This is a genomic window from Arthrobacter sp. NPDC080086, assembly GCF_040702285.1.
In genome coordinates, this window is the sequence record NZ_JBFBKP010000034.1 from 1 (window position 1) to 12,896 (window position 12,896).

Sequence of the window (12,896 nt, forward strand, 5' to 3'; positions counted from 1 at the left end):
AGTGTTGGCAGCCAACACGTGGGCCCCAGCATCGCCAATTGGGTTGCCGCCGATGTGCAATGACCGCAACGTGGTGTTCTTAGCCAGTGCGTAGATCGACGCCGGCGTCCAGCAGGAGCAGCTCGCCGGCGTTGACCTTGCCGGTGTTCCGGGTCCAGTGCAGCACCGTGGCGTTGTTGCCGGACGCGGCGATGGTGTCGTAGCCGAGTTCGTTGCCTTCTTCACGGGCGCGGGCGAAGAACGCGCCCTCGACCACGCGCTCGCCGCGGTGGTGGGTGAGTGCCCGCGGAAGGGCCTTGACCACCTCGGTGAAACCTTCCACCGTGGCGGCGACGGCGATTTTCATCTGCTCGATTTCCCACTCGTCCTTGATCAGGCGGAGTTCGGAGAGGGCCTCGCTGAGCTTCTCGTCGAGGGCGTCCAGCACGCCGAGGTCCAGGTTTTCCGGGTCCTTGGCGGTGTTGTAGCGGGCGGTGTCCACGAGGGCGTCGATGTTCTCGTCGACCTTGCGGACGAGGCGGATGGAGATCCCGCCGATCTCGGGCGCCCCGACGTCCTTGGTGATGGCCAGTTCGAGTTCGGCCAGGTCGGCGGTCGCCAGGCCCAGGCGGGCCTTGAACTCGGCGAGGGTCGGGCGGGCGCCGATCCAGAATTCACCGGAGCGGGCGTCGGCGTAGAACTGTTCGGTGTCGCGGCCGGCCAGCGGACGGAAGTACAGCGTCGCGTGGTGGTGGCCGCCGTCGTCGCCCTTGCCCTCATCCGTGGGCTCCAGGATCAGGACGGCGTCGGGCTCGTGGTCCAGGCCGAGGCCGGTCAGGTGCGCGAACCCCGAGTGCGGGCGGAAGCGGTAGTCGCAGTCGTTGGAGCGGACCTTCAGCGGGCCGGCCGGGATCACCAGGCGTTCACCCTTGAACTGTTCGGAGATGGCCTTGCGGCGGGAGGCGGCGTGGCCGGCGACGGCGTCCCGTTCCGGCAGCTCTGCCGGGGCGGCCGCCCAGTTGCTGGCCATGAAGGCCTTGAAGGCCTCGGAAGCGGGGCGCTGGGAGCGGTTGTTGACGCGCTCTTCGAGGGGCTGGGAAGCGGAGATCTGGGTGTTATCTGCATCGTTCACGTCCCCATCGTCTCACCAGCGGCGCGGCTTAGGCCAACAGGCCGCCCGGGGCCCGGAGGCACCCCGATCTACTAGGCTGGGCAGGTGAGGATAGACCTGCATGCCCACTCGAATGTTTCCGATGGAACCCAGCCGCCGGCGGAGCTGATCGCCGCCGCCGCGGGGGCCGGACTCGATGTGGTGGCCCTGACCGATCACGACACCACGGACGGCTGGGCGGAGGCCTCTGCCGCGGCCTTGAAGCTGGGGGTGGCCCTGGTCCCGGGCATGGAGGTCTCGTGCCGGACCCGCGAGGGCATCAGCGTGCACCTGCTCAGCTACCTGCACGACCCCGCCCATCCCGGGCTGCTGGAGGAGATCACCAAGTCCAAGGACGCCCGCTTCACCCGGGCCGAACGGATGGTCAGCCTGCTGGCCGAGGACTACCCGCTCAGCTGGGACGACGTGATCCACCACGTAGCCCCCGGCGCCACCCTGGGCCGCCCGCACATCGCCGACGCGCTCGTGGCCGCCGGCGTCGTCGAGGACCGGAGCGAGGCCTTCGAGACGATCCTGACCTCCCGGTCCCGCTACTGGGTGCAGCACTACGCCCCGGATCCGGCAGCCGCCGTCGAACTCGTCCGGGCCGCCGGCGGAGTCCCCGTCTTCGCCCACCCGGTGGCGTCCTCCCGCGGCCGGATCGTCGGCGAGCACACCTACCGCGAGATGATCGACGCCGGCCTGGCCGGCCTCGAGATCAACCACCGGGACAACCCCGAACAGGGCCGGGCCTTCCTGCGCCGCCTGGCCACCGAGCACGACCTGCTGGTGACCGGCTCCTCCGACTACCACGGCGCCGGGAAGCCGAACCTGCTGGGTGAGAACACCACTGCCCCGGAGGTGCTGGCACGCATCGAGGAACTCGCCAGCGGCACCGCGGTGGTGCGCTGATGGACTGGATCGACCTGCAGCTGCTGGCCTCGGTGATCGTGACGCTCTTCGTGATCATGGACCCGCCGGGCACGGTGCCCATCTTCATGTCCCTGACGGCGCAGATGAACGCGAAGGAACGCAACCTTTCGGCCCTGCAGGCGCTCGTGGTGGCCTCCGGCGTGATTGTCACCTTCGCGATCTTCGGCCAGTCCATCCTGAACTACATGCACATTTCCCTGGCGGCGCTGCAGGGCGCCGGCGGCCTGCTGCTGGTCCTTATCGCGCTGCAGTTGCTGACCGGGTCCACCGGCGGGGAGGAGAGCGCGGCGAAGTACAAGAACGTGGCGTTCGTCCCGCTGGGCACGCCGTTGATGGCCGGACCGGGCGCGATCGTCGCGGTGATGGTGTTCGTCCAGCGCTCGTCGACGGTGCCGCAGTACCTTGCGGTGGGGGTGGGCATCGCCGTGACGCTGGCGTCCCTGTACCTGGCGATGCGGTTCGCCGGGCTGGTGCAGCGGGCGCTGGGGGAGAACGGCGTCGAGCTGGTCACCCGGATTGCCGGCCTGCTGCTTTCGGCGATCGCCGTGCAGATGATCGCCGACGCCGTGCACTCCTTCGTGAAGAGCTGGATGTAGCTCTTCAGGCCGAGTTCTCAGGCCGAGTTCTCAGGCAGGCGGCGCGGCCGGGTGGGCGGTGAACTCGGCGGCGCCGGACAGGCGCTTGGCCATGACGTCGATGGCCGCCTGGTTCTGGTCCACGCAGACGAATTTGCGGCCGAGCTTGGAGGCCACGGCGCCGAGCGTCCCGGACCCGGCAAAGAAGTCCAGGCACCAGTCCCCGGGCCGGCTGGAGGCTGCCACCACGCGGCGGATCAGCCCCTCGGGCTTCTGCGTCGGGTACCCGGTCTTCTCCCGGCCGGTGGGGGAGACGATGGTGTGCCACCAGACGTCGGTGGGGAGCTTGCCGAGCTCCCGCTTGGCTGGCGTGACCAGGCCCGGCGCCATGTACGGCTCCCGGTCCACCTCGGCGCTGTCGAAGTGGTACTTCGCCGGGTTCTTGACGTACACGAGGATGTTGTCGTGCTTGGTGGGCCAGCGGAACTTCGCGCGGGCGCCGTAGTCGTAGGCCCAGATGATCTCGTTGAGGAAGCACTCGCGGCCGAAAATCGCGTCCAGCATCACCTTGGCGTAGTGCACCTCGCGGTAATCCAGATGCAGGTAGAGCGTGCCGTCATCCGCCAGCAGCCGCCACGCCTCCACCAGCCGCGGCTCCAGGAAGGACCAGTAGTCGCTGAAGGCATCGTCGTAGCTGTGCAGGGCGCCCTTGATCGTGTCGTAGGAGCGGCCCTTGAAACCCACCCGGTCGCCCACGCCGTCGGCGTTGAGCACCATCTTCGTTTCCTGGCGCTTCTGGACCCGGCCGGTGTTGAAGGGCGGGTCCACGTAGATGAGGGTGAAGGCGCCGTCCGGCAGCGTCTGGAGGAACTCCGCGTTGTCCGCGTGTACCACCAGGTTGCTGCCGTCCGGCGCCCAGACGGAGTCAGGCATGGTGGGGATTAGGCCTCGGCGCTGCGCGTCGCGGTACCGCCCTGGGCCTCCCCGGAAACCACTTCGCCGTTGTGGCGGCGGGTCCGGGTGCGGCGGCGGGCACGGGTGGCCCGGTCAACCTCGGTGGCGGACGTCGCGGCGGCGGCGCGGCCGGTGGCCTCCACGGGCGCTGCGGCCGTCTCCTGCTCGGGGGCGGTCCGACGACGGCGCGAGCCTTCGCGGGTGCCCTCGCGGGAGCCTTCGCGCGAACCGGAGCGGGAGCCGGAACGTCCGCCCTCGCGGCCGCCTTCGGACGAACCGGCCCGCGAACCCTCGCGGCCGCCGGAGCGTCCGCCCTCACGGGAGCCCGGGCGGCCGCCGTCGCGGGAGCCGGTGCGGGCGCCGTCACTGCCGGTGGCGCGTGAGCTGCTGCGTGGGTTCTTCTTGCCGGTCTCGCCCAAGTCCTCGAGTTCCTCGGCGTCCACGCCGGCCAGGACGCGCTTGTCGCGCGGCAGGCGGCCCTTGGTTCCCTCGGGGATATCCAGATCCTCAAACAGGTGCGGGGAGGAGGAGTAGGTCTCGATGGGTTCCGGAACGCTCAGGCCGAGGGCCTTGTTGATCAGGCCCCAGCGCGGCATGTCGTCCCAGTCCACGAAGGTCACGGCGGTGCCCTTGTTGCCGGCGCGACCGGTGCGGCCCACGCGGTGCAGGTAAATCTTCTCGTCCTCGACGCACTGGTAGTTGATCACGTGCGTGACGTCGTCGACGTCGATGCCGCGGGCGGCGACGTCGGTGGCGACAAGGACATCCACCTTGTTGTTGCGGAAGGCGCGCAGCGCCTGTTCGCGGGCGCCCTGGCCGAGGTCACCGTGGATGGCGGCGGCCGCGAACCCGCGGTCCACGAGTTCCTCCGCGACCTTTGCGGCGGTGCGCTTGGTCTTGGTGAAGATGATGGTCCGGCCGCGGCCGCGGGCCTGCAGGATCCGGGCCACCACCTCGACCTTGTCCATGCTGTGGGCGCGGTAGATCAGCTGGCGGATGTCCCGCTTGGTCAGGCCCTCGTCCTCGGGGTCCGCGGCGCGGATGTGGGTGGGCTGGCTCATGTAGCGGCGGGCCATGGCGATGACCGGGCCGGGCATGGTGGCGGAGAACAGCAGGGTCTGGCGCACGGCCGGGGTGGCGGCGATCAGCGTCTCGACGTCGGGCAGGAAGCCCAGGTCCAGCATCTCGTCGGCCTCGTCGAGGATGACCATCTTCACGTTCTTGAGCACCAGGTGCTTCTGCTTGAACAGGTCGATCAGGCGGCCGGGGGTGCCGACGACAACTTCCACGCCCTTCTGCAACGCATCGACCTGCGGCTCGTACGCGCGGCCGCCGTAGATGGTGGCGATCCGGGCGTTGCGCTTGCGGGCGGCGTTCTGCAGGTCGTTGGCGACCTGGACGGCGAGCTCGCGGGTGGGGACGATCACGAGGGCCTGCGGGGCACCCGGTGTCGGGAGGGCGTCGTAGCCTGCGTCGTCGCGGCCGATGACCCGCTGCAGCGCGGGGATGCCGAAGCCGAGGGTCTTGCCGGTGCCGGTCTTGGCCTGGCCGATGATGTCGTGGCCGCCCAGGGCCACCGGCAGGGTCATGGCCTGGATGGGGAACGGGTGTGTGATCCCGGCGTCCGCCAGGGATTCGACGATGTCGGCGCGGACGTTGAAGTCGGCGAACGTCTTTTCCGGAAGGGCGTGGGGCGCCTCGTCGGAGCTGATGGTTTCTTCCGGTTCGATCGATTCCGTGCCGGATTCGTCGGTCAGAAGCTGATGCGTGTGCAATTCACTCACGGGGAGTTTCCTTATTCATTTGGGTTGCGCTGCCTGCTCGACGGGGCGGCGGAGGGCCGTTCCGGAGCACGCTCGGTAGGCGCAAGCAAGTCCAGTGGAGCCGATCGCGGGCTATCTAGATGCTGGCACTGGGACCAGCGGGTGTGTCTCAAGATCGCGTAGGGGCGGGCTTGTTGATTCGAAATTACGAGGAAATCAACGACCGGGCATCCATTACTACCCTTCCAGTCTAGCCGTTCGGCCCCTGCGTCCCCGACGGCGCGGCCGTTGCGGCGCGGTGCGGCCTCAGCCCGCGAGCTCCAGCCGCACCTCGCGGGCGGCGATGTCAGCCGAGACGACGCGTACCCGGACCAGGCTGCCCGACTCCATCTCACCCGGGCATCGGGCGGTCACGGCCGGCTCCGCGATCTGCACGATTCCGGACGGACCGTTGCCGTTTCCGTTCGCTTTTGTCCCATTCCCGTTGCCGTTGCCGGCCCCCGCGCCGTTACCGTTGGCGGGCTTCGACCCGGAGATGACGACGGCGTCGAACTCCTGGCCGACGTGGTTGACCAGCAGCGCCGCCTCGACCGTGTCCAGCGACATCCGCTCCAGCTTCCCGGCGAGCTGGTCCGAGGCGGCCATGATCGCGGGCAGGGACGGCAGCGCCTCCCGGGCCCAGGCGGGAACTTCGGCGCCGTTCGAGAGCGCCTCGCAGATGACCAGGACGAACCGGTCGATCAGCCGCCGCAGCGGGGCGGTGGAGTGCGCGTAGGACGCGCCGATGGCGGATTGGATGGCGTCGTCCGGGACGCTGCCATCGAACGGGGTGTACCCCGCGCCGCGGAACAGCATCCCGGCCGAGTGCAGGATGGCCAGCTGCTTGGGGTCCGTGGGGTCCAGGGTGCGCAGGTATTCCCCGTAGCTGGTCTGCCCGTCCCACGGCTTGCCGAGCGCTCCGGTCTGCCGGCGGAAGTGGCGCAGGGAGCGTTCGTCCGGCGCGGGCATGGTCCGCAGGATGCCCACCTTGCCCTCGAGCATCAGGCCCGCGGCGGCCATCCCGGTCATCAGCGAGATCTGCGCGTTCCAGTCCTCCACCGGCAGCGGGGGAGCCGCGACGATCCGGTAGCCGCCGTCGGGGAGCTGTTCGATTTCCTGGTCCGGCATGTTCAGGCTCGCTCCGCCGCGCTGCCGCTCGAGCTCCACCCGCTTGCCGCCGACCTCTTTCAGCAGTTCCAGAACGGGGGCGGCCGTGCCGGCGTCGAGGTCCGCCTGCACCCCGGCGTAACTGAGCTTGGCGCGGCTGATGACCCGGGCGCGGCGCACCAGGACCGAGGACACCTCGGCGGCGGCGTCGAGCTCGAACTCCCAGACGAAGGCCGCGCAGAGCTGGCCGGCCAAGAGGCTGCCGGCGGCCTCGCTGATGACCTCGGGGTGGAGCGGGATGCGGCCCTCGGGCGTGTAGAAGGTCTGCCCGCGGCGGCGCGTCTCGGCGTCGAGCGGGCCGCCGGGGGCCACGAAGGACGGGACATCGGCGATCGCGTAGAAGACCTTGTATCCGTCGCCGGAGCGGTCAATGAACAGGGCCTGGTCCAGGTCCGTGGACGACGCCGGGTCGATCGTCACGAACTCCACGTGGGTCAGGTCCAGGCCGGGAAGTTCGTGCCCGGCCACCGCCGCCTCGGCGTCGCGCAGCGCCTCCTCGGGGAACGGCCCAGGCAGTTCCAGTACTGTTCGCAGGGCCTTCAGCGCCCCGGCGAGCTGGTTTTGCTGCTGGCGGACGCTCGGCGTCAGGCGATGGTGAGACACGAAAGTCAGGGTAGCCCGAAATCCGCCGCTAGTCTTGAACGATGAGCACTCCGACGCCGGATTCCGCCCGCGATCACCGCTTTCTCACGGACCTGCTCGGCGTGATGGCCTACAGCGAACTCTCCGCCTTTGAACGGCTCTCCTCCGACGCCCGCTACGCGCCCACCCTCCGGGACCGGGCAGTGCTGGGCCGGCTGGCGGTGCGGGAGTTCGAGCACTACGAACTGGTGTGCGCCCGGCTGCAAGCCGTGGGTGAGGACGTGGAGGGCGCCATGGTGCCGTTCCAGCGCTCGGTTGACCACTTCCATGAGCGGACGCGGCCGGCCGACTGGTTCGAGTCGCTGATGAAGGCTTACGTCATCGACACCGTCTCCGCCGACTTCTACCGTTCCCTGATTCCGCGGCTGGATCCCGCCACCGCGGAACTCGTGGAGCAGGTCCAGGCCTCCGAAGAGGCCACCGGGGTGCTGCGTGAACGGCTCAAGCAGGCCCTGGCCGACGATCCCCGGCTGGCCTCCCGGCTGGCGCTGTGGGCACGGCGGCTTCTCGGCGAGGCGCTGACCCAGGCGCAGCGGGTCGCGGCCGACCACGCCTTCCTGGCCGTCCAGGGTTCGGAAGCAGCGGGCAACGGGGCAACGGGCAACGGCGTCCCTGCGGGCACGGATCCGGTCCGGGCGCTGCTGACTTCGCTGGCCACGGCGCACTCACGCCGGATGACCCTGCTGGGCCTGGCGGGGTAGAGGGCCTGCGGCCGGTGAGGCCGAGGCGACCGGCCGCGCTTAGGCACGGCCGCGACTAAGCCCGGGCGTCGAGGGCGGCGAGCAGGGCCTGCGCCGCAGCGGCGGGGTCCTCCGCCTCGGTGATCGCCCGGACCACCACGATCCGCCGGGCCCCGGCGTCGAGGACCTGCTCCACATTTGTCAGGTCGATGCCGCCGATCGCGAACCACGGCACGACGCCGGCCACCTTGCCGCCGTCGCCCGCGGCCTCGGCGTGCTCGATCGCGTCGGCGGCGTAGCGGACCAGGTCCAGGCCGACGGCGGCCCGGCCGGGCTTGGTGGGTGTCGCCCAGACCGGGCCCACGCAGAAGTAGTCCAGCCCGCTCCGGCCCGGCGCGGCGGCGATGGCGGCGTCGACCTGCTCCGGGGTGTGAGTGGACAGGCCGATCACGGTGTCCTTGCCGAGGAAGTCCCGGGCCGCTCCGAACGGAATGTCCTTCTGCCCGATATGGAACACCGGCGCGCCGGCCAGCGAGGCCAGGTCCGCGCGGTCGTTGACGGCCCAGAGCCGGCCGTGGCGCGCCGCGACCGTGTGCAGGACCTCCAGCAACTCCAGTTCCTCCGCGGCTTCGATGGTCTTGTCCCGGAGCTGGATGATGTCCACGCCCCCGGTAAACGCGGCATCGACAAAGGCTTCAAAGTCTCCGCGGTCCTTGCGGGCATCGGTGCAGAGGTACAAACGGGCGGTGCTGTGGACATCCTGGCTCATGCCCCAAGCGTAGTTCCTCTAAACTGGGCGCATACCGCGGGAGCCCCGCAGGCCGGTGACGGCGCAGGGCTGAGAGGGCGTCAGAGCCGACCGCTTGACCTGATCCGGCTAGTACCGGCGTAGGGAAGGAACCCATGAACACCACCCCCAGCCCTAAGGCCCGGCCGCACGGCCCCGGGGCCCCGCCTGACGGCCGCCACGGCGCCGTCGACGTCGCCGTGATTGGCGGGGGCGTGATCGGCTACGGCATCGCCTGGGAACTCCGGCGCTCCGGACGCACCGTGGCGCTGGTCGACGACGCCCCCGGGGACGGCGCCAGCTGGGCCGCCGCCGGCATGCTAGCCCCCGTCAGCGAACTCCACTACCAGGAGGAGGGCCTCCTGCCCCTGATGCTGGAGTCCTCCCGGCTCTGGCCCGCCTTCGCCGGCAGCCTCGCCGACGGGGGCGACGAAGGCGCCGGCACCGGCTATCTCACGACGCCGACCCTCGCCGTGGGCGCCGACGCCGCGGACCGCCAGGCGCTCGCGGACCTGCGCGCCCTCCAACTGGCCTCCGGCCTGTCCGTCGGACCCCTCACCGTGCGGGAGGCCCGCCGCCGCGAACCGTTGCTCAGCCCGGCGATCTCCTGCGCCTTCGAGATCCCCGCCGACCATCAGGTGGACCCGCGCCGCCTGATCACCCGGATCACGGCGCTGCTGGCCGCCGACACCGGGTTCCGGGCCGTCCCGCAACGGGCCGAGGGCCTAATCCAGGCGGACGGCCGGGTCGCCGGCGTGCGGCTCAGCGGGGGAGGGGAGATCCGGTCGGTCGAGACCATCGTGGCCAACGGCCTGGGCGCCGCCGCCCTGCAGGACCTCCCGGCCGGGCTCACCCTGCCGCTGCGGCCGGTCCACGGCGACATCCTCCGGCTCCGGGTGCCCGAACGGCTGCGTCCATTGCTGAGCTCCACCGTGCGCGGACTGGTCCGGGGCGTCCCGGTCTACATTGTTCCGCGCGGGGACGGCACCGTGGTGGTGGGCGCCACCCAGCGCGAGGACCAGGCCCGGGACCGGGCCGTCTCCGCCGGCGGGGTCTACCAGCTGCTGCGCGACGCCCAGCAGCTGGTCCCGGCCGTCGCCGAGCTGGAACTCGACGAGGCCACGGCCAGGGCCCGCCCCGGCACCCCGGACAACGCCCCGCTGCTGGGACGGGTCCGTGCCGCCGGCGGCGGCCACGTCCCGGGCCTGGTGATCGCCACCGGCTTCTTCCGGCACGGGGTGCTGCTGACCCCGGCCGCCGCGGCCATCTGCCGGGAGCTGCTGGACGGCACCCCGGACCCGCGGTGGGACGGGTTCCTCCCGGACCGCTTCGACCGCCCGCACACGGACGCTGAGCACAGCCAGTCGACCAGCCAGGCGCACAGCCCTACCAATGCTCTCCACCCCGCGACCCACAGGACAACCGCATGAACATCACCCTCAACGGGAAGCCGCACGCGCTCCCGGACAACGCCACGGTCGGCGCCCTCGTCAGCGGCGTCACCGGCCGGCCCCTGGCGGACAACGGCCAGGCCACGGACGGACGCAAACTCGGCGTCGCCGTCGCGCGCAACGCCGAGGTCGTGCCCCGCAGCCGGTGGCACGCAACAGAACTCATCGAGGGCGACGACGTCGAACTCGTCACCGCGGTACAGGGAGGATGAACGGCATGAAGGAAGCAGACACCGCGCAGGAGCCCGCCGTGAAGGCCACGGCGCACCGCGACCCGGTGACCTTCGACGGCGTGGAGCTGGGCTCCCGGCTCATCATGGGCACCGGCGGCGCACCCAGCCTCGACGGCCTCGGCGCCGCACTGGAAGCGTCCGGCACGGAACTGACCACCGTGGCGATGCGCCGCTACTCCCCGGCCGAGAGCGGATCGCTGTTCCAACTGCTGGCCGACCGCAACATCCGGGTGCTGCCCAACACCGCAGGATGCTTCACCGCCCGCGACGCGGTGCTCACCGCCGAACTGGCCCGCGAGGCGCTGGAGACGGACTGGGTGAAGCTCGAAGTGATCGCCGACGAACAGACGCTGCTTCCGGACGCCCTGGAACTGGCCGACGCCACCGAACAGCTGGTGGCGCGCGGGTTCAAGGTCTTCGCCTACACGAACGACGATCCGGTCCTGGCGCTGCGCCTGGAGCACCTCGGTGCCACGGCCGTCATGCCGCTGGGCGCGCCGATCGGCACCGGCCTGGGCATCCTGAACCCGCACAACATCGAACTGATCGTCTCCCGGGCCTCGGTACCCGTGGTCCTCGACGCCGGCATCGGCACGGCCTCGGATGCGGCGCTGGCCATGGAGCTGGGCTGCGATGCCGTGCTGCTGGCCACCGCGGTGACCAGGGCACAGAACCCGGTGCTGATGGGAGAGGCGTTCAAACACGCCGTCGCCGCGGGCCGCCTGGCCCGGCTGGCCGGCCGCATCCCGCGCCGCGAGCACGCGCTGGCGTCCTCCGGCATGGAAGGCCGCGCCGAGTTCCTCTAGGGACCGCGGCCAGGGACCGCGGCTACCCGCCGGGGGAGCGGGGTAGCCTAGGCGCATGAAGATGCGCCTAGAAGTGATCCAGGTTCCGGTGGCCGACGTCGACGCGGCCAAGGAGTTCTATTCCGAGCGACTGGGGTTCGTGCTGGACCACGACGTCGAACACATCCCGGGGATGCGGGTGGTCCAGCTGACGCCTCCCGGCTCCGCGGCGTCAATTGTGATCGGGACGGGAATGACCGGGATGAAGCCCGGCAGCCTCGAGGGGCTGCAACTGGTGACCCCGGACCTGGCCGCGACGCGCGCGGAGTTGGTGGGCCGCGGGGCGGAGGTCAGCGAAATCGAGGACATGGGCGGCGTCCTATTCGCCCACCTCAGCGATCCGGACGGCAACCGCTGGGTGCTGCAGCAGGCGCTGTAGGGGGCTAGGAGCGCAGGATGGCGTTCAGCCGCTCCGTGTCCTGGGCGGTGCGGGACCGGCCCAGGAGCACGACGGCGGCAACCGCGGCGGCCGCGGCGAGCAGCAGCGGCAGGATCCACGGGATCCAGGTCAGGCCCGGCTGATAGCCGAGGCCCGCGGCCTGGAAGATGATCCAGCTGAGCATCCCCACCGTGAGGGCGACACCGGCGGGTACGGCGATGCCGTACTTGGCATGCCGCTTGCCATTGGCCCAGACGACGAAGCCGGCGGCAACGGCCACCATCGCCACCACGATGAGGGAGAGCACAGCGGGTCCTAGAGGGCGCCGAAGCCGACGCGGCGGACCTCTTCGGCGCCGATCTCAACATAGCCGAGGACGCCGGCCGGCACGATTACCTGGCGGCCCTTCTCATCGGTGAGGCGCAGCTCGGTGCCCTTGGCGATGGCCTCGCTGACCAGCGCCGCCACGGCGTCGGCGTCCTGGCCGGACTCCAGGGCGATTTCGCGGCCGATGTTCTGAATGCCGATCTTTACTTCCACAGCAAGGCCTCCCAGCCAATCAAAGTGTTCACGTTCCCCTAAAGGGGGTTTTCTATTTGTAGTCTAGGACTCTTTCGGGAAGCGGCTGATTCCGCGCCAAGCTAAACGGTAGATCAGGTCGCTGGCCACATCGAGGTCCAGGTTGCCGTCCGTTTCCAGCCAGTACCGGGCGCTGACCTGGGCCATGCCGGACAGGCCGCGGCCCAGCAGCTGGGCCTCCAGCAGCGGGAGTTTGGTGTCCTCAGCGATGACCTTGGCGATCGCGTCGGCGAACGTCTTGTTGAAAGTCTCAAGCCGGCGGGCGACGTCGGCGTCGTTCACCAGGTCGGACTCGAACACCAGCCGGTGCGCCTGGTCGTCGTGGGCGATGAACCGGAAGTAGGCCCGCATGACCGCTTGGACGCGTTCGTCGTTGTCGGTCGTGGAGTTCAAGGCCCCCAGCAGCAGCGCGGTGAGGGTGGAGAGGTGGCTGTCCAGCAGCGCCAAGTAAAGCTCACGCTTGGACGGGAAGTGCTGGTAGAGGACCGGCTTGCTCACGTGGGCGGTCTCGGCGATCTCATCCATGGCGGCACCGTGGTAGCCGTTCGCGACGAAGACCTCCTGCGCGGCGGCCAGCAGCTGGGCCCGGCGTTCATCGCGGGGCAGGCGGGCGGAACGCTGCCCACCGGTGCGCGGCTGCGCCGCCGGCTTTCCGGTCTGTCCCCGATCAACCGGTGCCTGATGAACCACTCTGGGCCTTCTTTCCTCGCTGTTGGTTCCACAATACGCGGGGGTAATAT

Annotated in this window: 15 protein-coding genes, 1 pseudogene and 1 riboswitch; of the genes and pseudogenes, 7 read left to right on the forward strand and 9 right to left on the reverse strand. The window is 70.2% G+C overall.

Going from position 1 to position 12,896, the window contains the following annotated elements; all coding sequences use genetic code 11:
* The coding region (locus AB0305_RS12845) for a leucine-rich repeat domain-containing protein (protein WP_366173120.1) at nt 1-96 on the reverse strand (96 nt) is incomplete at its 3' end.
* Nucleotides 95-1,111 (reverse strand): annotated as a pseudogene (locus AB0305_RS12850) (aminopeptidase P family protein); the annotation flags it as partial. The gene AB0305_RS12845 and the pseudogene AB0305_RS12850, both read right to left, overlap by 2 nt.
* An 84-nt stretch (nt 1,112-1,195) precedes the next feature.
* Between AB0305_RS12850 and AB0305_RS12855 the strand changes: the two are divergent.
* The gene (locus AB0305_RS12855; RefSeq protein WP_364133030.1) at nt 1,196-2,041 is read left to right on the forward strand and encodes a PHP domain-containing protein; all 846 of its coding nucleotides are present in this window, start codon (nt 1,196-1,198) and stop codon (nt 2,039-2,041) included.
* Between the two features lie 8 nt (nt 2,042-2,049).
* Nucleotides 2,050-2,658, forward strand: a complete 609-nt coding sequence (locus AB0305_RS12860) for a MarC family protein (RefSeq protein WP_364134621.1) — start codon at nt 2,050-2,052, stop codon at nt 2,656-2,658.
* A gap of 30 nt (nt 2,659-2,688) precedes the next feature.
* Here AB0305_RS12860 and AB0305_RS12865 read toward each other — a convergent pair whose 3' ends face one another.
* The 3 genes from AB0305_RS12865 to AB0305_RS12875 form a co-directional block, all read right to left on the reverse strand.
* Nucleotides 2,689-3,570 (reverse strand): site-specific DNA-methyltransferase, encoded by an 882-nt coding sequence (locus AB0305_RS12865; RefSeq protein ID WP_364133028.1) that lies wholly within the window; start codon nt 3,568-3,570, stop codon nt 2,689-2,691.
* Between the two features lie 8 nt (nt 3,571-3,578).
* Nucleotides 3,579-5,375 carry a DEAD/DEAH box helicase gene (locus AB0305_RS12870; RefSeq protein WP_364133025.1) on the reverse strand — a complete coding sequence of 599 codons (1,797 nt, stop codon included), beginning with the start codon at nt 5,373-5,375 and terminating at the stop codon, nt 3,579-3,581.
* Between the two features lie 285 nt (nt 5,376-5,660).
* The gene (locus AB0305_RS12875; protein WP_364133022.1) at nt 5,661-7,163 is read right to left on the reverse strand and encodes an RNB domain-containing ribonuclease; all 1,503 of its coding nucleotides are present in this window, start codon (nt 7,161-7,163) and stop codon (nt 5,661-5,663) included.
* Between the two features lie 41 nt (nt 7,164-7,204).
* Here AB0305_RS12875 and AB0305_RS12880 point away from each other — a divergent pair, with 41 nt between their 5' ends.
* Complete coding sequence (locus tag AB0305_RS12880) at nt 7,205-7,903, forward strand: ferritin-like fold-containing protein (protein ID WP_364133019.1); 699 nt, start codon at nt 7,205-7,207, stop codon at nt 7,901-7,903.
* 55 nt (nt 7,904-7,958) lie between these two features.
* Here AB0305_RS12880 and thiE read toward each other — a convergent pair whose 3' ends face one another.
* A complete protein-coding gene (thiE, locus tag AB0305_RS12885; protein ID WP_364133016.1) occupies nt 7,959-8,651 on the reverse strand; it encodes a thiamine phosphate synthase in 693 nt (230 codons plus the stop codon).
* Between the two features lie 26 nt (nt 8,652-8,677).
* Nucleotides 8,678-8,795: riboswitch (TPP riboswitch) on the forward strand.
* On the opposite strand from thiE, the gene thiO reads away from it, so the two are divergent.
* From thiO to AB0305_RS12905, 4 genes are all read left to right on the forward strand, one after another.
* A complete protein-coding gene (gene thiO / locus AB0305_RS12890; protein WP_364133013.1) occupies nt 8,786-10,099 on the forward strand; it encodes a glycine oxidase ThiO in 1,314 nt (437 codons plus the stop codon). It overlaps the preceding riboswitch by 10 nt.
* The gene (gene thiS, locus AB0305_RS12895; RefSeq protein WP_290255751.1) at nt 10,096-10,332 is read left to right on the forward strand and encodes a sulfur carrier protein ThiS; all 237 of its coding nucleotides are present in this window, start codon (nt 10,096-10,098) and stop codon (nt 10,330-10,332) included. The genes thiO and thiS overlap by 4 nt, the downstream gene beginning before the upstream one ends.
* A gap of 5 nt (nt 10,333-10,337) precedes the next feature.
* Nucleotides 10,338-11,159, forward strand: coding sequence for a thiazole synthase (locus AB0305_RS12900; protein WP_364133010.1), 822 nt, complete (start codon nt 10,338-10,340; stop codon nt 11,157-11,159).
* 55 nt (nt 11,160-11,214) lie between these two features.
* Nucleotides 11,215-11,577 (forward strand): VOC family protein, encoded by a 363-nt coding sequence (locus AB0305_RS12905; protein ID WP_364133008.1) that lies wholly within the window; start codon nt 11,215-11,217, stop codon nt 11,575-11,577.
* Between the two features lie 4 nt (nt 11,578-11,581).
* On the opposite strand, the gene AB0305_RS12910 is transcribed toward AB0305_RS12905, so the two are convergent.
* From AB0305_RS12910 to AB0305_RS12920, 3 genes are all read right to left on the reverse strand, one after another.
* Nucleotides 11,582-11,884, reverse strand: coding sequence for a hypothetical protein (locus AB0305_RS12910; RefSeq protein ID WP_364133005.1), 303 nt, complete (start codon nt 11,882-11,884; stop codon nt 11,582-11,584).
* Nucleotides 11,885-11,892: 8 nt separating this feature from the next.
* On the reverse strand, nt 11,893-12,117 hold the full coding sequence (locus AB0305_RS12915) for a DUF3107 domain-containing protein (RefSeq protein WP_290255738.1): 225 nt from the start codon (nt 12,115-12,117) through the stop codon (nt 11,893-11,895).
* A gap of 63 nt (nt 12,118-12,180) precedes the next feature.
* The gene (locus tag AB0305_RS12920) at nt 12,181-12,846 is read right to left on the reverse strand and encodes a TetR/AcrR family transcriptional regulator (RefSeq protein ID WP_290255737.1); all 666 of its coding nucleotides are present in this window, start codon (nt 12,844-12,846) and stop codon (nt 12,181-12,183) included.
* Nucleotides 12,847-12,896: the final 50 nt, after the last annotated feature.